Below are 24,392 nucleotides of genomic sequence, written 5' to 3' on the forward strand. Positions count from 1 at the left end.
CCATACAGTAGGGGCAGAAAATCTTCTGCCCCTGCAGATGATTATGATAATACTAAAAAACGGTTTCCAACCTTCAAAAGGCTGGCAACTGTTTTTAGTATTATCACTCCCTTTGTGCTTCTTCGTGATTTCGTGCCTTAGTGGCAAGGAAACTACATTATTTCTCCCAATACCAATTCCCTAACCTTGCTTATTGATATACGTTCCTGCTTCATGCTATCGCGGTAGCGGATGGTAACGGTTTGGTCTTCTTTTGTTTGATGATCTATGGTTACGCAGAAAGGCGTGCCAATGGCATCCTGCCTACGGTAACGTTTGCCAATGGCATCTTTTTCTTCAAAAAAACATTTGAAATAAGGCTTGCACTCGTCCATCAATTCCCTTGCTATTTCTGGCAAGCCATCTTTTTTGGTCAATGGAAGGATGGCCAATTTGTTAGGGGCAATTTTTGTGGGTATGTGCAATACCACACGGCTATCAGTGGTGCCATCTTCTTTAGGGATGGTTTCTTCCTCATAGCTATTAGCAAGAATTAACAAGAACATCCTGTCTAGCCCAATAGAGGTTTCTACCACATAAGGCACATAGTTGCCATAGGGCTTGCCAGTGGCTTCGTCTATATCGTTATCAAAATACTGCAATTTTTTCTTGCTGTAAATTTGGTGCTGGGTTAAATCGAAATCGCTGCGGCTGTGTATGCCCTCTACTTCCTTGAAACCAAACGGGAATTCAAATTCTATGTCGCAGGCTTCCTTGGCGTAGTGTGCCAATTTTACATGGTCGTGGTAGCGGTATTTGTCTGCACTAATGCCTAGGCTAAGGTGCCATTGAAGGCGGGCTTCTTTCCATTGCTGGTACCAAAAACCTTCGGTGCCTGGGCGCACAAAAAACTGCATTTCCATTTGTTCAAACTCCCTCATGCGGAAAATGAACTGTCGAGCGACAATCTCGTTGCGGAAAGCCTTGCCAGTCTGGGCAATACCAAAAGGTATTTTCATCCGGGCAGTTTTTTGCACGTTCAAGAAGTTTACAAAAATGCCTTGTGCCGTTTCGGGGCGGAGATATACTTTGTTATCCTCAGGGTTGTCGGAAGCTATGGCACCAAACTCTGTAGAAAACATCAAATTAAACTGCCGTATCTCTGTCCAGTTGGCCGTGCCACTAATGGCACACACTATTTTATTGTCGTCAATTAATTGTTTCAGGCCTGTATAATCATCTGCAGCCAGCAAGGTATCCATTGATTTTAGCAAGGCAAATTCTTCTTCTTTTTTGCCTTCGTGTGCTAGTTTTTCGGCGTATGCTTCTATTAGGTGGTCTACCCGGTAGCGCTTTTTGCTGTCCTTGTTGTCAATCATCGGGTCGCTGAAATTGTCAACATGGCCGCTTGCTTTCCAAGTGGTAGGGTGCATAAAAATAGCCGCATCAATGCCCACGATGTTCTCGTGCATTTGGGTCATGCTTTTCCACCAGTAGTCACGGATATTCTTTTTCAGCTCGCTGCCGTAGGGGCCATAGTCATAAACGGCACTAAGGCCATCGTATATTTCGCTGGAAGGGAAAACAAAGCCATACTCTTTGGCGTGGGATATAATTGCCTGGAAAATATTATCAGATTGTACGCTCATAAGGGTGCAAATATAAGAGAGAGTTGATTATGGTTTTATAAAGCCTAGCCTACGGGTGCATAAAAGTTTTTCGCTTTTTAGTGAAAAAATACCCTAGTACCAACCTGCCCGCCACTTATCCCAAAAAGCTGGAACAAACACCCCACGGGCAAGAAGATGGGATGCAAAACGAGAACACTTATACAATTTCTACACTATTACTTTTTTTAGAGTTTTTATTAAAATAGTTTCAGTTTTGCCAATTTTCGGTCTTTTTTCCTATTCGCAATTTTTTGAAAAATTGTTTCCTCGCCTTTAAATCATTGATTATCAACAATAACGATAAAGTTTTATGCGTATTTTGTGCCTATTTTGTGCCTATTTTTTGAGTGATTTGTGCCTATTTTTTGCGTATTTTATGCTCATTTTGCGCGTAATTTTTGAGTATTCTATAGCCATCAATACAAGGCTAATTTTTTAAGCTAAAACCATCTTAATATTAATAAAAAAATAACTTTGATGCAAGTACTAGTTGATAGCTTTTAAAATGCATTTAATTTAGGTTTTTTAGCAAGTGCATTTCTGGCACAAAGATAAGGTTTTAAAGATTAGGGAATATCGCCACGAAGCGAAAAACTTTTATGCACCCTAGCCTACTAATTTTTGGCTATTAAAATACTTGCCACTCGAAGATTGTTTATTTGCAAGTGGTTGTTTTTTCGATTACCGTTTATGTCCATAATGCTAATTTGTACTTTATAGGCCTTATTCTCTGCAAGAAAAGTCATGTCAGATTGCGGTATTGCGGTACTATGTTGATTGATGGCTTTGGGAGAAGTTGCAATTTTATTTATAATACTATCTAAACTAAAGGTGGTAGCACTATCGTTGTTTACAGAAACGGTTAACAGGTTGGTTTTTTGCGAAAACTTAACCACAACACTATCTTTATTAAAATGAAATGTGCTGGTAGCAGCAACTCGGGTTTCATCCATGCGCCCTGTATTGTAACCATCTATGAGGTAATCAAATCCTTCTACTTTTAGCATTTTGTCTTCATTGTCATTTTCTGTATAGTTATGTTCAGTAATATAATTAAATTCATTTGAAGCAACTTCATCTTCACGCTCGTACTGGTTTATATATTTTAGATTGTATAATGAAAGCAATTTGCGTACCCTTCCATTGCCATACCTTTCCCTGTCTAAAGAATCGTGTTTCATTACAGAGTCTAAGTTTTGGGTATAGTAGGGTTGTAGTGTTTGGTAGCCATGCGTGTTAACCAAATATTCAGTGATAGAACTTATTTCCTTTTCATCCTTGAAAGGCAATTCTTGCCCTGCTTTTTTCAGCTTTTCATTAACTAGCAATTTGTTTTTATTCATGATGGCTTCAAAATGACATTGCTGGCTATGGATAGAAACGCTAAAAGCACCCCAGTAGCCAAAGGAGGTAAGCAATGCAAGCAGGGCGAGCGATTGCGGTATAACCTTTATGTTTTTTTGGCTGCTCATTAAAAAATAAGTTGCAATAAACAAAAGCCATAAGGCCAGTACCAAAACAAAATAACGTAGTTCGGTAATGCCATAATCGCTGATACGCCTTTCGATTGCAAAGAATAATAGGATTAGGATGGGATAAATTGCCAAATAAAAAAAACGGGAGAAAGTTAAAATCCATTTATTATTTTCCTCGTGCCTGATGGGATGGATAAGCAGCAATGACAAAATACCTACTACAGAAAATGCTAAAACCAAATAAGAAACCCAACCTATTGGCCATTCCCTATGTATAATAATCTTGAACATATAAGCATACAAAATCAAGAGGTAGATGGTGATAATAGGCAGCAAAACATATTGGGTAAATATTTTTAGCCCTTTAGGATAATCGGTGCTTTGCTCCAATGCCGAATAATTGGCTGGAAAGCCAGCAAGAAAAAACCATGTGTTAAAAACGCAGGCAAGCACTATCCACAAATCGCCATAAAGCTTACTGTTTACATGAACTGAAAATAGTTTTTCAACGGCCAGCAGTGCAAGGGCTAATCCTATATAGAGTACCGTTGTATATAAAAATGAAGTCAATATCCGTAAAAAAATAGCTTTGTTGTATTGCCAAAAAGCATTCATATGCCCAGGCTTTGTAAATGGCATAAAAGCGATAAGCCAGTGAAGTCCGAGTGAAAAGAGGATAAACCGTATGCTGCTAACAGCCATGAATGTGTTAGGCAATGAAAAATAATAGGCTATGGCAACTGCTGCCCCAAAGGCTTGCAGTAAAAATTGGATAGCCTTGCTATGGGTTTTCCGCTCGCTTAAAATAGTTAGTGCTATTAGTAATAACATGCCCAAGTAACAACTCATCATTACATTCCAGTACCAATGGTACGATTGCTCAGTGCTGTATGGAAGATGCAAATTCAATATGCTAAAAACACATCCTATAATGGCTGCGATAATAGCAAAAGGAAACCTTTTGAAAGTATCAAACGCATTGCTGACAAGAGATGAAAGTGAGGGTAGTTTCATTATAAGTATTTTAGTATTGTAGTAATTGAATTTACAAACAAATTAAGTATTTTCTCCTGGCGGTGGTACCACGATAGGCGTTGTTACTGCATTTTTATCTGCCTGAATGGATTCTTTGTTTTCCATTTCTACTTCTTTTATCCATACGGCGTATTGGTTGGGGAAAATATTGCTGCCTTTGTGCAGTGCGTAAGCCCGGGTAAACGCTGCCCCAAAGTACAGGATAGCGGCAGAATAATACACCCAAGACAACAGGACTATTACAGAGCCCGCTGCCCCATAGGTAGTGCCCACATGGCTGCGGCGCAAATAATAGCCAATCACAAACTTGCCAAGTATAAACAGCAAGGCTGTAGCCACGGCCCCTACCATAACATCTTTCCATTTGATACGGGCATCGGGCAATACTTTAAAAATAATGGCAAATAAAAGGGTGATGGTGGAAAATGTAATGAACAAGTTGATGCCATAAGCCACATACACAGCCAACTGCGGCAGGAACTTGAGCAACTGCCCGCCTACCATGTCCAGTACAGAACTGACAATTAAAGACACCAGCATAATAAAACCAATGCTTACCACCATGGAAAAACTAAGTACCCGGTTCACAATCAGTTTTAGCCATCCTTTTTTGGGCTTGGCTTTCAGCCGCCATATTTGATTGATAGAGTCCTGTATCTCGGCAAACACTCCCGTTGCAGCAAAAATTAAAGAGGCAACCCCAATAATGGAAGCTATTGTAAGGTCTCTCGAAGTAGTGGCATTGCGTATTACCTGCTCTATCTGCAAGGCGGCAGCTTTGCCCACATAAGTTTGCAGGTGTCCATAAATGCTGCCTTCAATAGCTGCTTTGCCGTAGAAAAAATCGCACAGGCTGATAATGACAATAATCATCGGTGCAATGGAAAAAATGGTATAATATGCCAAGGCCGCACTCATACGCAAAGCCTTGTTGTCGGCAAAACTATTGTATGACTCTCTTAAAATAAGCCAGCATTTCAGCAGGAATTTTTTCATGGGTTACTCTTGAATTAAACCCGGATTTTGCAGTTGAAATCTATTGCAAGCCACAAATACTTCAAACACAAGCATTTGCTTGATTTTTTGGCCTTGCCATAGTACACTATGTTTTCGACCAAAAATTCGGCTCAAATACTTGTCTTTATTGCATTTGAGCCTTTCTTAACGAAGTCAACTACAAAATCCGGGTTAAAGGTAATTTACGAATATAAACGAATTACAGCAATTGTACCAATGGCAAATGGGTTTAAAAAAGTTTTTTCGCATTCATAGAAGACCTCACCCCAACCCCTCTCCGAAGGAGAGGGGCAAGAGCGAAAAATTTTTATGCACCGATGGCAATTATATATAGAAAGCCTACAAAGCGTTAGGTGCTTTATAGGCTTTAAAAGAATTATTAATGTTTGGTATTTTATATATTTGGGTTATTTGTCAATGTTGCTGCAAGCCACATAAATTCTGTTGCAAATACATGTATTTGCTTTTCAAATGCTGGGTCTATCAGTTCACTTTGCTCGTTGAATTTTTTGTCCACGCCAGGCACAATCAATAAGCTGGGGCTGGCAATGCCAAACAAGGCTGGCACAAACAAGAGCAAGGTTTGTGTGCACCTTGCACCACCCAAAGCCCCTACCGATGCGGTGCATAGGCCAAAGGCTTTGCGGCTTTGTTTAGGGAAATGATCGAACAGGTTTTTAATTTCTGAGCTATAGCTGCCATTGTATTCTGGCGTTACTATTATAAACGCATTGGCTTGGAGCATCCGTTTTGCGAGGGGCTTAAATGCTTCTGGCGTGTTTTCAACTGTATTAAACACATGATCCAACTGGCCGAGTTTCCATTCCCTTACATCAATCAGCCCTATATTGTGGCTACCATAATGCTGCTGGAGGTATTGCTGTAAATAATGTGCTATCCTTACTGTAATGCTAGCTGACCTTGGGCTACCCGACACAATTTCTATATTCATCATGTTTTTTTAAGTTATATAATCATTTTTAGTGGCATTATATGCTAGTATGCCTTTAGCCCATTTGCTTCCACTTCCATTACTTCGCCTTTTTGTTTTAAGATAGCCACGCCATTTTCCCGTGCAAAAGTTTCTAACTCGGGGTAAAATGAAAAACTACCTATGCCTAGGTAAATGGTATAGTCTTTAAAATCGGGGAACAGCACCCTGAAATTAGCTACCTTTTTATTTATAAGCCTACGCACGTCATTTTCATGCGCTTTGTATTTGCATTCTATCAAGGCAACGCTGTTGCCGTTGTACATTACGATATCGTACTCATCTTCTAGTTTTTTAGTTTTTGTGTGTATGTTTTTGCTGATAGAATCAAAAGTTATACCACCCAGCTCCAAATTGTCTAGTAGCGAGTTGAAAAAATAATCTTCCGTTGCCATGCCATTGTTGATTCCAATGTTGCCCAATTGTATGCCCATGCTTGCTAATTTCCTTTCAGACTTGGCAATTTGGGCTTCTGTCTTTGCAATCTGAGCCTCTGTTTTTGCAAATTGGGCTTCGCTCTTTACAAATTGGGCTTCTCTTTCTGCGAATATTTTTTCAATTCTAGCATCTGTTTCTGCTTGTTTCGCAACTAGTTTATCAATATTCCTGCCTGTTGCAGTTATCATTTCCATCACTTCCTCGTATGTCATGGTACAGTATATTTATTTGCAAAAATAAGGAAATGGTTATGTTGTGCCTTGGGCTACCTGGCACAATTTCTATAGCTATCCAGATTTCAATGTGAGTGTTTGGTAGTTGAAAGTAGGTTAGTAGGTAGTTGAGCACCCCCCTCGCCGTAATTGCAATTAACTTGCGACCAACTTCCGATAAACTTGCGTTAATAACTCCCGCCCTACTTTCGATTAAGCCTAATGATTAATCGGCACTTCTATAACAATAAATTCGCTATTCGGTTCAATGTGCAACGGTATTTCTGAGGTTTCCCAAATGCCAATGGCATCCCTTTTGTTAATATCTGTGCCATCAATATTTAAGCGGCCTTCTATTACAAAAATGAAAACGCATTTGTTTACAGGGTTTAAGGTGTATGTAAATTCTGTTTTTTCGGTATAATAACCTAGACTGAGTTTTGCGTTCTGGTTTATCCAGCAATGCTGTGCGCCTTCTTCGTTGCTTATAACGGTTTTAAGCGTATTCACCCTGCTTTCCTTCGGGAAAAAGCGGCGTTGGTAGCGTGGATTAATGTTTTGCAATTTAGGCTCTATCCATATCTGCAAAAAATTCACCTCATTTTCCCCCACATTGTATTCCTCATGTCGAAGCCCACTGCCCGCGCTCATTATTTGCACCCAGTCTTTGCTTACTACATCGGTATAGCCAATGCTGTCTTTGTGATTCATGTTGCCCGCTAGCAGCACGCTGATGATTTCCATGTTTTGGTGTGGGTGCAGGCCGAAGCCTTTGCCAGCCTCCACAAAGTCGTCGTTAAATACTTTTAGCAAACCAAAACCATTTCGCAAAGGGTTAGCATAAGAGGAAAAGCTGAAAGTAAAATTGCTTTTTAGCCAACCTATATCTTTTAACCCCCTTTCCGATGCATTGAATATTGTATGTTTCATGTTGTTCTTTTTGAGGCAAAGAGGGAAATAATTAGGAATTAACAATTAGGAATTAGGAATTTCTTGCACAATGATTTACTCTTTGCCTCTCTGCCTCCTTATACTATTAAACTGTTTATTTCTATCTCCCCCATTAAACTTTTGGATACAGGGCAGGCTTTTGCAATTTGCAGCAGCCGTTCCTTTTGTTCCTCGTCTATTTGTCCGTGTAGGGTGATGTTCCTTGTAAATACTGTTTTATTATCTATCCTTTGCACTTGCACGGCAACGTCAATACTTTCAACAGGCCATTGCTTCCTATCGGCATACATCCTTAGCGTGATGGCAGTGCAGCTAGCCAATGCTGCTTCTAAAATATTGTCGGGTGCAGGGCCTGTATCTTTTCCACCTACCGTAAGAGGCTCATCAGCAATAAATTGATGGCTGTTGCTGGTTAGGGTAACTTGATAATGTGCAGTGGTAATATGTGCTGTAGTCATTGATAGCAATTATTATGCAAGGATACCTAAGTATTTTTCTTTGTTTAAAGCAATGCCAATGATATTAATAATAAATAAACCTACACCAATGCCCGGTGCATGTGCAAGGCACAATTCGAACAGCATAATATTAATTATAATTGGTGCAATTAATAACATAGCCAATGCCCTTACTGGCTTGATAAACAGCAAAGCACCAATGGTAACTTCCAATACTTTAACCACGGTTAAATAACCTGTTTTGTAGAGCAAGCCTGCAAAAGCCCCAGCATCGCCGCCTGGCATTTCGTGCTTTGGCATAAAATGGATAAAAAAATCAGCACCAAAAACTAAGAAGATAAAGCCTAAAAGAAAAGCAGGTATTTGTTTTGCAATGTTCATGATTGTAGAGTTTTTAAAAGTTAAGAATACTAAATGCAAGTTACTCGTTTCAGGTTACAAGTGTTCAGCATATACCAAAGTAACTTGTTTCCTGAAACTAGCAACCAATATCCTTGCCTACGCTTGTTTTACCAATTGCACGGATAACAATAGTTTTACATCATCGCTTACTACTACGCCACCAGCTTCTGTAACAGCGCTCCAAGTAAGGCCAAACTCGGCACGGCTTATTTTGCCAGATAGTTCAAAACCCACTTTGCTTTGGCCATAAAAGTCTGTCATGGCACCACCATATTCCACATCTAAGATTACGGATGAAGTAACGTCTTTAATGGTCAAATCACCAGTTAATTTATAATTAGTGTCACCTACTTTCTTAAATTCTGTAGAAACGAAAGAAAGGGTAGGATATTTATCGGCACTGAAAAAGTCGTCGCTTTTCAGGTGTCCGTCACGTTGTTCGTTACCTGTTGAGATACTGTTTACATCTGCACTGAAGCTGATTTTGGCATCAGTGAAATTCAAAGCTTCTGCTTCCATAGAAGCATCAAACTTGGTAAAGCTGCCTGTAACGGTGCTGATCATTAAATGTTTCACTTTAAAAGTGATTTCGCTGTGCATAGCGTCTAATTTGTAAGTTGCCATTGTGTGTGATTTTAAGCCCCCATCCCCTAAAGGGGTGTTGTTGGAGGCGTGTTATTAATAATTGTTTCTTCTTTTTTTATTCCCCTTTAGGGGTTAGGGGCATCCTCTATCAGTACCCCCATCTTGCCCATTTGGTAATCCTTGAATGCTTCCATGATTTGTGTTTGGTTGTTCATCACAAATGGTCCGTGCGATGCAATGGGTTCGTTAAGCGGCTCACCAGTGCCTATAAACAAACAGGTATCTGCTTTTGCTTCTATGGCAAACCCTTCCCCATCTTCATTAAAAATGGCTACATAGTTGGCATCAATTTCCTCAGTATCACCCACATTTACCGTGCCGCTTAATACATATATAAACGCATGCTGCGATGCTGGTATTCTAAACTGGAACTTGCCCCCTTTTTTTATATCCGCCGTAAATGTATTTACAGGAGATAATGTGGGTATTATGCCTTTTACCCCATCCAATTCACCGGAAACAATGTTTACACGGGCAAGCCCATCTGCTGTTTCAATAAAAGGGATTTCTTCTTTGCTTGCCGGGATATACACCGGCTGATCCATTTTGTGCTTGGCGGGGGTGTTTACCCAAAGCTGGATAATTTCCTGTACGCCGCCTATCTCGTGTATGTTGTGCGGCGGCCTTTCGCTGTGGATTATACCCATGCCTGCGTTCATCCACTGGGTACCGCCTTCATATATTACATTGTCGTTCCCCCGGCTATCACGGTGGTGCACGCCCCCTTTAAAAATAAAAGTAACTGGCGAAAAGCCCCTGTGCGGGTGCGGGCCCACGCCTGCCTTGGAAACAGGGATATGCGTTGGCACTTTTACGTTTGCATGGTGCAATAGTAAAAATGGATCTATTTGTTCTGCTTTACTTGATGGGAATGCTTGCCTTACTGGAAAGCCACCCATGTCTATCTTATCTGCATATATAATACTTTTGATTGTTCTGTTCTTGTTCATGATTTTTTGTTTTTTATCTGTCTGAACCTGGATTATAGAGATTTATAGGATTAAGTATGCAGACTTAATTAAGTTAATACTGTTTATTTTAGAGACCTCACCCCAACCCCTCTCCGAAGGAGAGGGGCAAGAAACAAGCCCTAGTATAATTGTATTTAGATAATTATGGCTTATTACTTAAACCCGGATTTTGCAGTTGAAATCTATTGCAAGCCCCAACTACTTCAAACATAAGCATTTGCTTGATTTTTTGGCCTAGTCATAGTACACTATGTTTTCGACCAAAAATTCGGCTCAAATACTTGTCTTTATTGCATTTGAGCCTTTCATAACGAAGTCAACTGCAAAATCCGGGTTAAAGGGATTTAACTTCCCAATTATCCCTTTAATCTATAAAATCCCAATAATCCAAGTTCAGACAATTTAAATTTGCATCGGCACTTCTATCAGCAATACCTCTGTATCAGTATCCGCTTTTATGTCAATAGTTGCTGTATCTGTAATGCCCAAACCATCCCTTTCTTCTAATGCAACACCATTTAATGAAATACTACCTTTTATTACAAAAGCGTAAACACCGCTATTGGTATTGTGCAATTGGTAAGAAGTTGTATTATCCTTATCAAAACTACCTAGCGTGAACCATGCGTTTTGATTGATCCAAACCGCATTGGCATCGTCTGGGGCAACCACTGTTTGCAACTGGTTTTTCCTTTCTGCCAGTGGGAAAGATTTTTGCTCATAGCGTGGTGCTATATTTTTTTCTTTTGGCAGCACCCATATTTGCAAAAACTTTACCTCTTTATTATGGTTTGCGTTTTTCTCGCTATGCGACAAACCCTTGCCGGCTGTCATTATTTGGACGTCCCCTTCCTTGATGATTTCATGGCGGCCTGTGGTGTCGTTGTGTTCCAAATCGCCACTTAGTGGTATGGATACTATTTCCATATTGTCGTGTGGGTGTTTGCCAAAACCCATGCCTGCGGCAACTGTATCGTCGTTCAATACCCGCAAAGCACCAAAATGTACCCTGCTTGGTTCATGATAGCCAGCAAAGCTGAATGTGTGGTAACTGTTTAGCCACCCATGGTTGGCGTGGCCCCTTGTGTTTGCTTTATGCAATATTGTTTTCATCTTATCCATATTTACGTTTTACAAAACTGTGTGTATGTACATGTATCAATACAAAAAAATTTACAAGTTTATTTCCCTAATCCTTTCCAGCAAAGCATTTAAAACCAACGCTTCCTCTTCTTTTATAGTAAAGCGGTCTTCATATTTTTTTTCCATCAATTGAGTGCAGGCCTCTAAAATAGCCATACCCTCTTTTGTGATGGTTATTACTGTTTCCCTTTTGTCAACAATAGATGTATTGCGCAATACCCATTTTTTAAGTTCCAGCCTGTCAATAATCCTAGGCACGTTCGAACTTTTTTCAATCATCCTGCTCGCAATGTCCCGCACGCACATTTGCTCAGGGTGCTTGCCTTTCAAAATACGCAACACATTATATTGCTCCCCAGTTAAACCGAATTTTTTCAATTCCTTTAGGTTCATCGTCTTTAACCACCATGCAGTGTAAAGGATGTGCAAAATAGATTTATGCACTTCGCTTTTAAATTTTGTACTCTTTATTGCTTCTTCTAATTTCATTTACTATGCAAATATATGTACATACATCTAATTTTCCAAATTATTTTTCTACACTCCCCACTGTACAATTTCTATTAGATTTTTAAATTTTATAAACTTTCCAAATCAACAAAGAACCTTTTGTTTTATGTAAGAGCCAATAACGGCTTTTTAATAATAAAAACTTAAAATTTTGGCTAAATATAAGAAAGTAAACACTTTTTTAAGCAAAATTTAAGTTTTTTTAATTTTTGTCATTTACCTTTATTGCTTCTAAATCCCCACATAAATTGAATAAAGTAGAATTTTTGCCCAACGAAGAGTGGGTTACCTTGCAGCTTGAGGACCGTAAAGGATTGATGAAGTATGCTGTTTCTAATTTTGGCAGGGCTATTAGCTACATGATAGAAATAGAAAATGGCAGACTAATGCCGCTGAATGTGGAACCCAATAGGCATACAAGGCTAAAAATTGAATTTACCACTGGCAGCAAAAGTTTTTATATCCATAAAATAGTAGCTGAAAACTTTATACCCAAACCTGCCGACCCTTCTTTAAGCTATGTAATTCATATAAACAAAAATATAAAGGACAATAAATACCAAAACTTGCAATGGGCAACGCACGATACTTACAGGCAAAGCCTTGCAGAGGCTCATTTTTTAGTGAGAAATGGTATTTCGGCAGATGATGCATATAAAAGCAAGAAGATTAAATTTTTTGTAGGCGAAGAATACAAAGAGGTAGATGCTGGCGTTACAGTTAAAAAATATGCAATTACGAATTTTGGGAGGCTTATTAGCTATTACGACAGCATTGAAAACGGCACTATACTGCAAGTAGGCACCCATGCCCAAGGATACAAAATATGGCATTACAAAAGCGAAGGCAAAGCAAAAGCCTATTTAATACACCGCCTTGTGGCAACTTATTTTTTAAAACCTGACACGGAAGAACATAAATATGTTATTCACAAAGACCATAACAAAACCAATAACGTAGTAGAAAACCTGGCATGGACAACCTTTGAAGAACAACTAAAACATGCAGACACCAGCCTTGCGGTAATAGAACGGAAAGACAACCATAGAAGGAGGTCTGAAATTACGGGTCGTGGCGCTAAACTAACCGTGGGTAAAGTTCGCCTGATAAAGAAAATTTTGTTTGATCCCAAGCGTACCACAAGGCTGAAAATGATAGCCAAGCAATTTGGCATTTCCTCCATGCAGTTGTACAGAATACAAACAGGCGAAAACTGGGGCTGGGTAAAAATGGATAGCGAACCGGAAACAACACCTAAAAAAGATGACAAATAAAATATTGTGGGTTTTTTGCCACTAAGACGCAAAGTTTATAATAGGGTTGCCAACCTTTTGAAGGTTGGCAACTCTAGTTTGTAAAAGAGGCATGAATTAAATAAAGAGAAGCACAAAGAAAAGAAGTTTAAAGGTTCTAGCATTACCAGCTAACCTTTAAACTTCTTTTTCTTTGTGCTTCTTCGTGTTTTAGTGCCTTCGTGGCTATAACTCTATTTTTTTGCTTTTATCTTCATTTCCACGCGCCTGTTTAGTGCCCGGCCTTCGGGGTTGTCTTTATTGTCAATTGTATTTGGTGCTACAGGGTCTTTTTTACCGTAAGACTTGAGCAATAGCCTTGCTTCATCAATTCCTTTGGTTACGAGGTATTGCTTGCACGCTTCTGCCCTAGCTTTGCCCAGTTTCAGGTTGTAGGCTTCCGTGCCTTTAGCATCGGTGAAGCCATCTATCTCTAATGCAACGGACAATGAAGGGTATTTGTTCAGTAAGGAAAGTACTTGGTCTAGTGTTGGTGCTGCATCGTCCCTTATTATAGACTTATCAAAATCGAAGTAAATAACCAAAGGCTTTTCGTTGGTATCAAGTGAATCTTTTACTTGCTCTACTGTTTTAGGTTTTACTGCATTTAAACATATAGCAACTGTATAAACAGTATCGCTTGAAATGGATGCCGCTTTTGAAAATGCAGCCTGTGCAGCATCGAAGCCATCTTTAGATACATCGAAACCAGCTACGTTTTCGGCTTTTTCTATCATAAAGTTGCCCTCTTTGTCAGTAGTAATGTCTTGCTCTTTTTTCTTAGTATTCAGTTTTACAGTTGCAGAAGCAATAGGCTGGTTGGTGGCGCAGTCTGTTACTTTGCCTTCTATACGCTGTTTAAATTTCTTTTTAATGATTTGCTTGCCGATAGCAAATATTTCCAAGCAGCAATCTGATGAGCGGTCTGAACTGATATATGCTTTTTTCAACAAACTATCCGTTGACGCACTGAAAAAATAAATATCATCCCTTGGAGAATTTACCGGGTAGCCAAGGTTTACAGGTGGTTGTAATGTTTTTAATGTTCCCATGGCACTGTAAATATCAAAGCCCCCCATTCCTTCATACCCTTTGCTAGAAAATACCAAGGTATTGCTGTTTGTATGGTAAAAAGGGGCTTGGTCGTCTTCTTTTGTATTGATGGTGGCTAGGTTAAATGGCTCGGATGGGTTGCCGGCAGCATCTAGTTCGCAAGCCCATATATCTAGTTTCCCTGCACCCCCATCCCTGTCAGAGGCAAACAACAGGTATTTGCCATCCTGTGTTACAGATGGCTGGATGGCCATATAACTTGGCTTGTTTACTTTGGTATCCAATTTCACAGGCTCGCTCCAGGTGCTGTCATTTACCCTATTGCTTGTATAGATATAATTAATGTCTTTGCCATATTCTTTACTAGCCCTGCTAAAAAAAAGCTTGTTTTTATTTGGTAAAAAAGTGACTGTGCCTTCGTTGCTTGATAATTTAGAAGGAAATGTAAGCATGATTGATTTGCCAGTAATTATAGAATCACGGGTATCAAGGCCATTGTAAAAAAGGTGGTTTACATGCGTATTTATAGAACTATGCCTACTTACGGTATCAACTATGCGTGCAGAAGTAAATACAATCTTATCCCCAAGCACCACAGGCGCATAAGCCCCTTCTGGCTTTGCAATATCGCCCCCTATTTTATTGATTGTAAATCTTTTTTCAGGGTTGCTTAGCATTTGCTTTTTGATGAAAGCCAATGTAGCCAACTCTTTATTAGCCATGCTTACCCTTTCTGTATTGCCAGTGTTTTCTGCTGAGAATTGTTGAAATTCTTTTGCAGCTTCTTGAAACTTATTATTGCTGCGTAGGCTTACCCCATGCCAATAGCGGGCAAGTGGATACGCTGTATCTGTCCCTTTTTCCAGTATGCGGGCATAGCTTTTTTCTGCAAGGGGGTAGTTGAATTGTTGGCGATAGCTTTCGCCAAGTTCCCAGGCTATTTTGTTGGTTACTAATTTGCTAGTGCCAATAATGGTTGCTGCCGATGCACTACCATTACCTTGTTCTGGGTATTCCTTTTTCGTGTCGTAAGGGCTAAAAGAAACATTGGGTTTCCTTATGCCTAGATACACTTCATAGTTGATAATGGCATTGTAATATTCGCTTTTTTTATAAAATCCAGCTGCATGTTTTGCATCTGATGCCTGCTGTGCCATGGCACTAACCTGTAATAAGATAACGGTAGTGAGTATCGTAATTTTCTTCATGTGCGAGTTGTTCTTTTTTTTTAAGTTTTGTGTTTTAGGTTTTAAGTTATGCTTTATGTTTCTATTAAAAATAACTTAAAACACAAAACTTACAACCTGAAATAATCAAAACCTCGGGCTTTTAAAAAAACCTTTTTCCTTCTTTTTTCCTGTGTACATCAGCGAAAGCTCAAAACTGCCAGTGCCGTTTATTGTTTTGCCCAATTGGGAGGTAGTAACATCATAACTTAAGCCAAGCGTGAAACTATCGAAACTAAGACCTGCGTAAGGATAATAAGCATCGTTTATTCGGTAATTGGCACCTAACATCACGTCTGTGGTGCTAGTAGCAGCAAACTGAACATAGCCTCCCAGCATGGTTTCTGACACGCTGCCCTGCCGCATGTACAAGGCATTGGGAATAAGGTGTGCCTTTTCTGACAAATAAATATTTGCCCCTCCATGCACCGTGTAGCGCACAGGTAGTTTTTCGTGGTAGCCTGCGGATAATGAGGGGTCTTCTGGCTGTGTAATATGCCCAGCGGCAAAGCCTGCAAAAATATTCACTTTCTTATCGGGGTCTGCATCGTAGTAAAACATGCCTGCGTTCATGTCAAACGAAGTGGCAGACGATTTGCCAGCTTCATCTAAAGAACGGCTTGGATCGTAACTGCCTGTATTTGGATTAAACTGGTTGTCGGACTGAGCTTTTGAAAGGTCGAAACGCCTATTGAGCAAACCGCCTTGCAAGGCAAAAGTTATTACTTTATCCCCCTCATGCCCAAAGCGAACCCCTGTGTAGCAAACAGATACCTGGGCATTATTGTATTTATAACCCACGCTGCCCGCATTTTGCTGCAGCAGGTTTACGCCGAGGTTAATATTTTTCTTGGTAACAAAATCTGCCGAAAGGCCAGTGGTAGAAAAGCCATTGTCTATGCCGCTCCATTGATTCCTGTGTATAGCAGCCACCCTGTAATTGCCGTCTATGGCACCTGTAAGGGCAGGGTTTAGCCACAGCGGATACATATAGTACTGCGAAAAATGTGGCTCTACCTGTGCTTTTGCCGGATGGCTGGTGAAAACAGCAACCAATGCCACTGCCAATAGTTGTTTTATCTTGCTCATGGTTATAATTTGTTTTGAGTTTTGTGTTTTGAGTTTTAAATTATTAAAACAAAAAGCACATCTGTTTTAAGTTTTATATTTTGAGTTGTAAGTTGAAAAACCTAAAACTTAAAACAAACTACAATTAGCGTATTAAATTAATTGCTCCTTTTTTAATGGTGCTTTCGCCATTAGGCTGCACTACTTTTATCACATATATATATACGCCTGCCACTTGTGGCTTGCCTTTGTATGTGCCATTCCAGCCAATTGTCTTATCTTCAACAAACCCAGTTGATTGGAATATTTGATTTCCCCATGAATCAAATATCCGCATTTCTGCATGTGCAGCAGGGTTGCCCCTTACATAAAACACATCATTGCTACCAGTTCCATTGGGGCTAAAAAGGTTAGGGATATATACCGAAGGGGATAAAACAGTAACCTGATAAGGTGCTGATGCAGTGCCACAGGTATTTGTAACTGAATATATAATGTTTGCAACACCAGGTGCTATGCCAGTAACCTGTCCAATGCTGCTAATAGTAGCAATTGTTGTAGGTATACTGCTCCAGATACCGCCGGTGGTTGGGTCGGTCAAGCTAATTGTTTCACCCAGAATAACAGTTGTGGGGCCAGATATGGCAGCCACTACGGGCTTTGCAGGGTTTACTGTTACAACTATAGTATTGGTGCCTGTGCCACAGTTATTACTTACAGCATAAGTAATAGTAGCAGTACCCGATGCAATACCTGTAACCAAGCCATTATTGTCAACCGTTGCCTTGGTGTTGTCGCTACTTGTCCAAGCACCGCCTGACAGGCTGTTGTTTAGCTGCGTGGTAGCAGCAGGGCAAACTGTAGCTGTGCCAGTTATTGCAGGTACAATTGGCGTGGCATTGACTGATATGGGAATAGTTTTAAAATCGCTTCCACAACTGTTGGATACTTTGTAAGTAACGACAGAGATGCCTGACGAAAAAGTTACTACCAAGCCATTATTGTTAACAGTTGCTATAGTAGCATTGTCAACCGACCAAACCCCTCCTGCTAAAGCATTTCCTAGTTGTATCGTACTACCCTTGCAAAGTGTTGTTGAACCAGCAATTACAGTAATTGCTGGAACATTAGGGGTACTATTTACTGTAATGGTAGCTGTTTTAGAGTCATTGCCACAGCTATTGGATACTTTATAAGTAACAACGGCTGTACCACCGGAAACGCCAGATACTAGCCCAGTGCCGTCTATTATTGCGATGGCTGTATTGTCAACAGACCATGTGCCGCCTGGCAATGTGTTGCTCAACTGTGTGGTGCTGCCAACGCAAACTGTGGCGGTGCCTGTGATGGCTGCCACCGATGGCTTGTCATTTACGGTTATGGTGGCTGTGGAAGCATTGCTGCCGCAGCTATTAGAGGCCGTGTAAGTAACAATAGCCGTGCCAACAGAAACGCCAGATACTAGCCCAGTACCGTCTATTGTTGCTAAGGCGGCTTTGTCAACCGACCATGTGCCGCCTGGAAATGTGTTGCTCAACTGCGTGGTGCTGCCAACGCAAACTGTGGTGGTGCCTGTGATAGCGGGTACTGCTGGCTTGTCATTTACGGTTATGGTGGCTGTGGAAGTATTGCTGCCGCAGCTATTAGAAGCCGTGTAAGTAACAATAGCCTTGCCACTAGAAACACCCGATACTAACCCCGTGCCGTCTATTGTTGCTATCGCTGATTTGTCAACCGACCATGTGCCAGCTGGCAATGTGTTGCTCAACTGCGTGGTGCTGCCAACGCAAACTGTGGTGGTGCCTGTGATGCCTGGCACCGATGGCTTGTCATTTACGGTTATGGTGGCTGTGGAAGCATTGCTGCCGCAGCTATTAGAGGCCGTGTAAGTAGCAATAGCCTTGCCGCCAGAAACGCCCGATACTAACCCAGTGCCGTCTATTGTTGCTAAGGCGGCTTTGTCAACCGACCATGTGCCGCCTGGAAATGTGTTGCTCAACTGCGTGGTGCTGCCAACGCAAACTGTGGTGGTGCCTGTGATAGCGGGTACTGCTGGCTTGTCATTTACGGTTATGGTGGCTGTGGAAGTATTGCTGCCGCAGCTATTAGAAGCCGTGTAAGTAACAATAGCCTTGCCACTAGAAACACCCGATACTAACCCCGTGCCGTCTATTGTTGCTATCGCTGATTTGTCAACCGACCATGTGCCAGCTGGCAATGTGTTGCTCAACTGCGTGGTGCTGCCAACGCAAACTGTGGTGGTGCCTGTGATGCCTGGCACCGATGGCTTGTCATTTACGGTTATGGTGGCTGTGGAAGCATTGCTGCCGCAGCTATTAGAGGCCGTGTAAGTAGCAATAGCCTTGCCGCCAGAAACGCCCGATACTAACCCAGTGCCGTCTATTGTTGCTATCGCTGTATTGTCAACAGACCATGTGCCAGCTGGCAATGTGTTGTCCAACTGGATGGTACTGCCAACGCAAACTGTGGTAGTGCCTGTGATGGCTGGCACCACGGGTATTTGACCTAAAACTACTGTAAGGGTTACAGTAGTATCGCAAGTGCCATTAGAAATTTTTGCATAATAAGTGCCTGCAGTACTTACTGGGTTTGGTGCAGGTACAGTTAATGCAGCGTCAGTATAATATTGAAATGTTAAACCCGCATCCTTGGTAGGATAGCTTGTATCTAAGTTAACAGCATTGCCATTGCAAATAAGGATAGACGGCTTTGTAGTTACGGCAGGTTTAGGTTTGAAAGGATTAACCAAAATGCTGTCAAATACTTTACAGCCATTGCCATTTATCAGTTCGATATAGTATTTTTTAGCAGTGCTTGCAATATTTACAATACCAGTTTTTATGGTATCTTTCATTGCAAAGTCGGTATAGAAATACCTATCAATAGTAGGGCTATTATTAGAACTTGCTCCTTGGCCAGCAACAAGGCTAACGGTTGTTTGGCCACAAGCAGGATTAATTGGCACAGTAGTAAGGGTAACCGCCTTGAATATGGTAACCTGCAATGTTGCTGAATTGGCACATTGGCTCGCATTTGGCGTAAATACAAAATTGAAAACCCCATCTTTAGAACTGTCTATTTTAGAAGGTATCCAAGTTCCTGCAATGCCCTCAATGGAAGTTGTAGGCAGAACAGGGGCAGTGGTGCCGCTGCATATAGGTGCAATAGCAGTGAAAGTAGGTTTTGTTTTTGCTGTAACCCTTAAAGAGTCTTCGGAATAACATCCTGGATCGAAGGAATAGCTAACTGGACCTGGAGCAGCATTGTTAAAGAAAACCTGTTTTATGCCATAGTCTTGTTCCCCTGCATTCGCCCTGGAAAGGAACTGATTGCTAAGGTAGCCATCATTAGCTATGTACATGGCCATCAATTGGATATTACCAAAAGCAGGCTTGTAGCCAAGGGAGTCTAAAGGCACAGCTATTTCAAAGCCTTTGGTAGTATCTCCATTTTTGGCTTGAATGACACCTATATATTTGGAGCTATTGTTACCTAAATAATAGTTTGGCCCACCGCCATTGCCTGCTGTGCCGCTAAGGGTATATAAATTCACATAAAAACTATCTAGCTTGGCGTTGGTGCCAATGGTTAATGCGTAATCAGGCAAAAAGTTAGCATCGAAAATATTAGAAGAATTGTATGTAAGTAAACCTTGTGGTGCATCTCCTCTCCCAAAATTACCATCTTTATAGCCTCCTGTTTTGGAGTCAATAAAAATAATCGCCCTTTCGTCATTGTATATTTTACCCGCAAGGGCTATATATAAATTGCTTATATTACTTTTTGCATACAATGCATTCAATTCTGGCTTGGAAGCAAAACCCGATGATGGGCCTCCTGCAGATGTAGCCAATGGCGCACCCCATTCTGCCGTGGTGATGTTGCCATCAAAAGTAATGGGTGGTGTGCTATAAGCACGCACGCTATACTTGTCGCCTGCTTTTAAAATACCAGGTGAATAAGTGTTGGCTATGGATACAGTAGTTTGGGCTGTATCGTTCCTGAAAAACTGGTACAATGAATCGTTGATGGCAGCAAAAGTAGGGGAGGACCCTTCGCAAATGCTGGTGGCAGTAAGCTTAGGCGTTGAAGGGGAAAGGGGCTGTGGCGCAACCAACACAGTAGCAGCAGTTGCAGAAGAACAACCATAAGTTACATCCTTGGCTGTTAAGCTATAAGTGCCGCCTGGTACGCTATTAAAAATGCCATTTGTGCTGGTTAATGTTGTTGTAGTGCCTGTCAAGGTAAACGAAAGGCCTGTAACTGGAGGCTTTACTGCAACCATGCTTGCTGCTGCACAAGAAGGCGGACTCGCAACAGCTGCAGGCGTTGCTGGAAGCTGGCGGATATTAATGGTAATGGGTATAGAGTCGCTTTCGCACTTTGTAGTGGGGTTAAACTGGGTTACGTAATAGCTAGTTGAACTAGGTGCCGATGTATTTACAATAGGTGTTGCTGTGGGAGCATTAACGCCCGGTTGCACATACCACCGCAAGGTATCTGCAGGGTCGCCGGAAGTTACCGTAGGGCTTACTGATAATACATAGCCACCATTTTGGCAAACATCAATAGGGGAAACAGCATTACTAGGTGCCGGGGGCTTGGAATCCTGGCCAGATTCTGCAATACTGGCAGCATCATAAATCTGTTGCGATTTTAGTGCAGGCAACATGGATGTCAAGGAACAAAGTTTAGTTGAATCTTGTTTTTTGGCAGCCATATTTACTAAATAGATATTGCCAGAATCGCTAAGTGCATAACCCTGGTTGTTCTTGCAAGTTTCCGTAACGGTAGCAAAACCAAATATGGAGGCTGTTAAGTTTAAATATAAAGTGCTTTTAGAAGGGTTAGCAGTATCAACCTGTACTAAAACAGGCGATTTAGTTATGCTGTCTTTTGCTGCCATGTATAGTTTCCCTGCATAAAACAAAAGGTCTCCACCTATTGTCCATCTACGTGGGATAGTTAGAACGGCGCCTGCCGCATCAAAGCTTTTTGTAGCTGGGTAATACCTTTCTATCTTGTTTCCCGTAGCTGCATAAACCACGCCTTTGCTATCTACTGTCAACCCATAAATTGAATCTTTTAATGGAAATACCCCTATCAGTTTGCAGCTATTACCACTGCTGCCTAGTAATGTGCTATACAAATTACCTTTGTTATCATTAACATATAAGGTTTTGCCGTCTAATGCAATTGACAAGGCATTGCCACTTATATTGCTGCATACATTTAACTGTACTGGCACGCTACATACATTTTTTGCAATGGTAGTAGAATATAACTCATGTTTATTTGTCAGAAAAATAAATGTAGCCTCCTGGGCTTTTGCACGGGCCAAGAAACAAATAAAGAATAATACTATAAGGAGCCTGTTCATTATAAAATTTTTAGTAACAGGCGGCAAATTAGCATAAATTGTTAAAATAAAATCAAAGTGTAAAATTTACATATTATTTATTCGCCGATAATGAGATAAAAGCATAGTGACCAAGGATATTTGTGGCAAAACCCCTACCACGGGTTGCGCTCGTGGCTACTGTTGTTAAACCCTTTCAGGGTTTTTAGTAAAATGATTACCTCAAAAAAATAAATAGTCAATAGTAACCTTTATAGGGGTCAAAACCCTATAAAGGTTGAATATTCAACCTTTATAATTATAAATTTTTGGGATACTCGAAAAACCAAAATGATTTTGGGGCTTTTTCAAAATCGCTCCATTTATCCGTGTCAATGGTTATGGCAAATATTCCGCAGGTAGGCATATCATCTATCCGGGTATTGGTAAGCCCATTCACAAACTCTGTAATACCAGGGTTGTGTGCAAACACGGCAATGGTTTGCCATTCGTCGTTTGCATGGCCAATGACCTCATAAAAAACAGTGGGAGAGGCATGGTACAGTTCTGGCTTGCCAACAACACCTAGGTTGTTTTTAAAACCGGCCTGCTTGTATGCTTCTGCAAAATAAGTTGCCGTGGTAAATGCCCTTGCAGCAGTGCTTGATATAAATGCGTCTATCGTTATTTGATTGCCAAGTATATGCTTGACCATGTTGGGTGCATCTTTGTGCCCACGGCCGTTCAATGGCCTGTCAAAATCGTTTTGCGTAGGCGAGTCCCAACTGCTTTTGGCATGGCGGATAATGAGTAATTGTTTCATAGGCGGTTTTAATCTATAAATTTTTCCAAAGCAGGTTTATGTATTTAGCCAATCTAAATCTGTACTTTCAATCAATGAAGTTATAAAGTTATTTTTTTCTTTATCAGCTATATTTTTTTTGGGTGCATAAAAGTTTTTCGCTTTGTGGCGATATTCCTTAATCTTTAAAAACCTTATCTTTGTGCCAGAAATGCCCTTGCTAAAAACCTAGGTTAAACACATTTTATAAGCTATCAACCAGTACTTGCATCAAAGTTTTTTTTTATTAATATTAAGATAGTTTTAGCTTAAAAAATTAGCCTTGTATTGATGGCTGTAAAATAGGCAAAAAGTATGCACAAAATGAGCATAAAATACGCAAAAAGTATGCACGAATTACTCAAAAAATAGGCACAAAATACGCATAAAATACGCATAATATTTTGCCGCTATTGTTGATAATCAATGACTTAAAGGCGAGGGGATGTTTTTTCAAAAAATCGCGAATAGGAAAAAAGACCGAAAATTGTCAAAACTGAAACTATTTTAATAAAAACCCAGAAAAAGTAATAGTGTAGAAATTGTATAAGTGTCCTCGTTTTGCATCCCATCTTTTTACCCGTGGGGTGTTTGTTCCGGCTTTTTGGGATAAGTGGCGGCAGGGTTATAGTAGGGTATTTTTTCACTAAAGCTTTTGCTGTTTTTTAAACCTAAGTATATCCATCCGCCCAAACATCCCTTCTACCGATTTAACATTACCCAATTAAACGCAGGCACTCGTTAGCAAGTCACTACAGCAATAAAATAATTTTTCTAAAATTTAAAAAAGCAGAAAATGAAAAAGATAATTGTAGTCGCATCGGCATTGTTCTTGGTAGCTGTAACGAATGCCCAAACAGACAGCACACAAGCAAGACAGCACCACCACATGAACCGTGGAGACATGAAAGGAAAAGGTGGTCATGGCGAAGTGCATAAAGATATGATAACCAAAGACTGGAAACACCATGGTATGCACGCCCCTAAGCTAAACCTTACCGATGACCAAAAGCAACAAAGCAAAACCATTAAGGAAGATTATGACAAAAAAATAGCTGCCTTGTACGACAATGACAAGATGAAGCTGGGCGACTTTAAAAAGAAAAGCGCATCCTTGCGTAAAGAACGAAAGGAAAAATTAGATGGCGTTTTGACGGCCGACCAAAAAAGCAAGCTGGACGACTTTAAGAAAAAAAGGGTGGAAGAAATGCAAGCTAGGTCTGCAGCACGTTTAGAAAAGATGAAAACCAAACTAGGCTTGAAAGACGATCAAGTAGCTACTATCAAAAGCTCGCAAGATGCCTTCCATGAAAAAATGAAAGCTATACACGAAGACGAGACTTTATTGCCTGAGCAAAAAAAAGAAAAAATAAAAGCCCTGATGATGCAGCAAAAAGATGCCTTCAAGTCTGTATTGACCCAGGATCAACTGGACAAAATAGAAAGCTTTAAAAAGCAAAGGGAAGGGAAAAGGTAATTTTAAATTCTGAATTTTGAATTTTAAATTAAAACCGAAAGGAAGAATATAGGTTTAATAGTTTGGCAATAGCATAAATGCCCGCTTTCTAAAAAGGCGGGCATTTATTTTTAGTTTGCCACGAATGCCCACTAATGTTTTTTTTGTGCTTATTCGTGCATTCGTGGCAATAAATATAG

General features: G+C 40.5%; 19 protein-coding genes. 3 read left to right on the forward strand and 16 right to left on the reverse strand.

The annotated features are described in order from the left end of the window. Nucleotides 1-152: 152 nt before the first annotated feature. On the reverse strand, nt 153-1,628 hold the full coding sequence (locus ACHFIY_RS06305; RefSeq protein ID WP_410845221.1) for a glycine--tRNA ligase: 1,476 nt from the start codon (nt 1,626-1,628) through the stop codon (nt 153-155). An 80-nt stretch (nt 1,629-1,708) separates the two neighbouring features. On the opposite strand from ACHFIY_RS06305, the gene ACHFIY_RS06310 reads away from it, so the two are divergent. Continuing rightward, nucleotides 1,709-1,855 (forward strand): hypothetical protein, encoded by a 147-nt coding sequence (locus ACHFIY_RS06310; protein ID WP_410845222.1) that lies wholly within the window; start codon nt 1,709-1,711, stop codon nt 1,853-1,855. A gap of 408 nt (nt 1,856-2,263) precedes the next feature. On the opposite strand, the gene ACHFIY_RS06315 is transcribed toward ACHFIY_RS06310, so the two are convergent. The 11 genes from ACHFIY_RS06315 to ACHFIY_RS06365 form a co-directional block, all read right to left on the reverse strand. Beyond that, on the reverse strand, nt 2,264-4,138 hold the full coding sequence (locus ACHFIY_RS06315) for a DUF4153 domain-containing protein (protein WP_410845223.1): 1,875 nt from the start codon (nt 4,136-4,138) through the stop codon (nt 2,264-2,266). Nucleotides 4,139-4,180: 42 nt separating this feature from the next. Next, nucleotides 4,181-5,155 carry a YihY/virulence factor BrkB family protein gene (locus ACHFIY_RS06320; protein ID WP_410845224.1) on the reverse strand — a complete coding sequence of 325 codons (975 nt, stop codon included), beginning with the start codon at nt 5,153-5,155 and terminating at the stop codon, nt 4,181-4,183. Between the two features lie 415 nt (nt 5,156-5,570). Beyond that, complete coding sequence (locus ACHFIY_RS06325; protein WP_410845225.1) at nt 5,571-6,131, reverse strand: NADPH-dependent FMN reductase; 561 nt, start codon at nt 6,129-6,131, stop codon at nt 5,571-5,573. 41 nt (nt 6,132-6,172) lie between these two features. Further along, on the reverse strand, nt 6,173-6,817 hold the full coding sequence (locus ACHFIY_RS06330; RefSeq protein ID WP_410845226.1) for a hypothetical protein: 645 nt from the start codon (nt 6,815-6,817) through the stop codon (nt 6,173-6,175). A 219-nt stretch (nt 6,818-7,036) separates the two neighbouring features. Next, nucleotides 7,037-7,747: a pirin family protein gene (locus ACHFIY_RS06335; protein ID WP_410845227.1), complete on the reverse strand. Its 711-nt coding sequence runs from the start codon at nt 7,745-7,747 to the stop codon at nt 7,037-7,039. Nucleotides 7,748-7,845: 98 nt separating this feature from the next. Continuing rightward, complete coding sequence (locus tag ACHFIY_RS06340; RefSeq protein WP_410845228.1) at nt 7,846-8,226, reverse strand: OsmC family protein; 381 nt, start codon at nt 8,224-8,226, stop codon at nt 7,846-7,848. A 12-nt stretch (nt 8,227-8,238) separates the two neighbouring features. Further along, the gene (locus tag ACHFIY_RS06345; RefSeq protein ID WP_410845229.1) at nt 8,239-8,607 is read right to left on the reverse strand and encodes a hypothetical protein; all 369 of its coding nucleotides are present in this window, start codon (nt 8,605-8,607) and stop codon (nt 8,239-8,241) included. 117 nt (nt 8,608-8,724) lie between these two features. Beyond that, complete coding sequence (locus ACHFIY_RS06350; RefSeq protein ID WP_410845230.1) at nt 8,725-9,252, reverse strand: YceI family protein; 528 nt, start codon at nt 9,250-9,252, stop codon at nt 8,725-8,727. Nucleotides 9,253-9,338: 86 nt separating this feature from the next. Continuing rightward, the gene (locus tag ACHFIY_RS06355) at nt 9,339-10,223 is read right to left on the reverse strand and encodes a pirin family protein (protein WP_410845231.1); all 885 of its coding nucleotides are present in this window, start codon (nt 10,221-10,223) and stop codon (nt 9,339-9,341) included. Between the two features lie 423 nt (nt 10,224-10,646). Continuing rightward, a complete protein-coding gene (locus ACHFIY_RS06360) occupies nt 10,647-11,357 on the reverse strand; it encodes a pirin family protein (protein ID WP_410845232.1) in 711 nt (236 codons plus the stop codon). A 60-nt stretch (nt 11,358-11,417) separates the two neighbouring features. Continuing rightward, nucleotides 11,418-11,876 carry a MarR family winged helix-turn-helix transcriptional regulator gene (locus ACHFIY_RS06365; protein ID WP_410845233.1) on the reverse strand — a complete coding sequence of 153 codons (459 nt, stop codon included), beginning with the start codon at nt 11,874-11,876 and terminating at the stop codon, nt 11,418-11,420. 269 nt (nt 11,877-12,145) lie between these two features. Here ACHFIY_RS06365 and ACHFIY_RS06370 point away from each other — a divergent pair, with 269 nt between their 5' ends. After that, nucleotides 12,146-13,171, forward strand: coding sequence for an HNH endonuclease (locus ACHFIY_RS06370; protein WP_410845234.1), 1,026 nt, complete (start codon nt 12,146-12,148; stop codon nt 13,169-13,171). A gap of 212 nt (nt 13,172-13,383) precedes the next feature. On the opposite strand, the gene ACHFIY_RS06375 is transcribed toward ACHFIY_RS06370, so the two are convergent. The 4 genes from ACHFIY_RS06375 to ACHFIY_RS06390 all read right to left on the reverse strand — a co-directional run bounded on the left by ACHFIY_RS06375 (nt 13,384) and on the right by ACHFIY_RS06390 (nt 22,718). After that, nucleotides 13,384-15,450, reverse strand: coding sequence for an OmpA family protein (locus ACHFIY_RS06375; protein ID WP_410845235.1), 2,067 nt, complete (start codon nt 15,448-15,450; stop codon nt 13,384-13,386). 105 nt (nt 15,451-15,555) lie between these two features. Beyond that, nucleotides 15,556-16,557: a PorP/SprF family type IX secretion system membrane protein gene (locus ACHFIY_RS06380; protein WP_410845236.1), complete on the reverse strand. Its 1,002-nt coding sequence runs from the start codon at nt 16,555-16,557 to the stop codon at nt 15,556-15,558. A gap of 124 nt (nt 16,558-16,681) precedes the next feature. Continuing rightward, nucleotides 16,682-21,805 carry an Ig-like domain-containing protein gene (locus ACHFIY_RS06385; protein ID WP_410845237.1) on the reverse strand — a complete coding sequence of 1,708 codons (5,124 nt, stop codon included), beginning with the start codon at nt 21,803-21,805 and terminating at the stop codon, nt 16,682-16,684. Nucleotides 21,806-22,214: 409 nt separating this feature from the next. Next, entirely contained in the window at nt 22,215-22,718 is a 504-nt protein-coding gene (locus ACHFIY_RS06390; RefSeq protein WP_410845238.1) for a SixA phosphatase family protein, read from the reverse strand. Between the two features lie 814 nt (nt 22,719-23,532). On the opposite strand from ACHFIY_RS06390, the gene ACHFIY_RS06395 reads away from it, so the two are divergent. After that, a complete protein-coding gene (locus tag ACHFIY_RS06395; RefSeq protein WP_410845239.1) occupies nt 23,533-24,213 on the forward strand; it encodes a hypothetical protein in 681 nt (226 codons plus the stop codon). Nucleotides 24,214-24,392: the final 179 nt, after the last annotated feature.

Origin of the sequence: Parasediminibacterium schistidii, assembly GCF_046546515.1 — a bacterium.
GTDB lineage: Bacteria > Bacteroidota > Bacteroidia > Chitinophagales > Chitinophagaceae > Parasediminibacterium.

Bases quoted from the DNA above. Each gene is read 5' to 3' on its own strand.
- ACHFIY_RS06345 (WP_410845229.1), bottom strand. From the start codon at position 8,607: ATGAACATTGCAAAACAAATACCTGCTTTTCTTTTAGGCTTTATCTTC.
- ACHFIY_RS06390 (WP_410845238.1), bottom strand. From the start codon at position 22,718: ATGAAACAATTACTCATTATCCGCCATGCCAAAAGCAGTTGGGACTCG.
- ACHFIY_RS06375 (WP_410845235.1), bottom strand. From the start codon at position 15,450: ATGAAGAAAATTACGATACTCACTACCGTTATCTTATTACAGGTTAGT.
- ACHFIY_RS06305 (WP_410845221.1), bottom strand. From the start codon at position 1,628: ATGAGCGTACAATCTGATAATATTTTCCAGGCAATTATATCCCACGCC.
- ACHFIY_RS06365 (WP_410845233.1), bottom strand. From the start codon at position 11,876: ATGAAATTAGAAGAAGCAATAAAGAGTACAAAATTTAAAAGCGAAGTG.
- ACHFIY_RS06315 (WP_410845223.1), bottom strand. From the start codon at position 4,138: ATGAAACTACCCTCACTTTCATCTCTTGTCAGCAATGCGTTTGATACT.
- ACHFIY_RS06395 (WP_410845239.1), top strand. From the start codon at position 23,533: ATGAAAAAGATAATTGTAGTCGCATCGGCATTGTTCTTGGTAGCTGTA.
- ACHFIY_RS06340 (WP_410845228.1), bottom strand. From the start codon at position 8,226: ATGACTACAGCACATATTACCACTGCACATTATCAAGTTACCCTAACC.
- ACHFIY_RS06380 (WP_410845236.1), bottom strand. From the start codon at position 16,557: ATGAGCAAGATAAAACAACTATTGGCAGTGGCATTGGTTGCTGTTTTC.
- ACHFIY_RS06325 (WP_410845225.1), bottom strand. From the start codon at position 6,131: ATGATGAATATAGAAATTGTGTCGGGTAGCCCAAGGTCAGCTAGCATT.
- ACHFIY_RS06330 (WP_410845226.1), bottom strand. From the start codon at position 6,817: ATGACATACGAGGAAGTGATGGAAATGATAACTGCAACAGGCAGGAAT.
- ACHFIY_RS06360 (WP_410845232.1), bottom strand. From the start codon at position 11,357: ATGAAAACAATATTGCATAAAGCAAACACAAGGGGCCACGCCAACCAT.
- ACHFIY_RS06355 (WP_410845231.1), bottom strand. From the start codon at position 10,223: ATGAACAAGAACAGAACAATCAAAAGTATTATATATGCAGATAAGATA.
- ACHFIY_RS06335 (WP_410845227.1), bottom strand. From the start codon at position 7,747: ATGAAACATACAATATTCAATGCATCGGAAAGGGGGTTAAAAGATATA.
- ACHFIY_RS06350 (WP_410845230.1), bottom strand. From the start codon at position 9,252: ATGGCAACTTACAAATTAGACGCTATGCACAGCGAAATCACTTTTAAA.
- ACHFIY_RS06320 (WP_410845224.1), bottom strand. From the start codon at position 5,155: ATGAAAAAATTCCTGCTGAAATGCTGGCTTATTTTAAGAGAGTCATAC.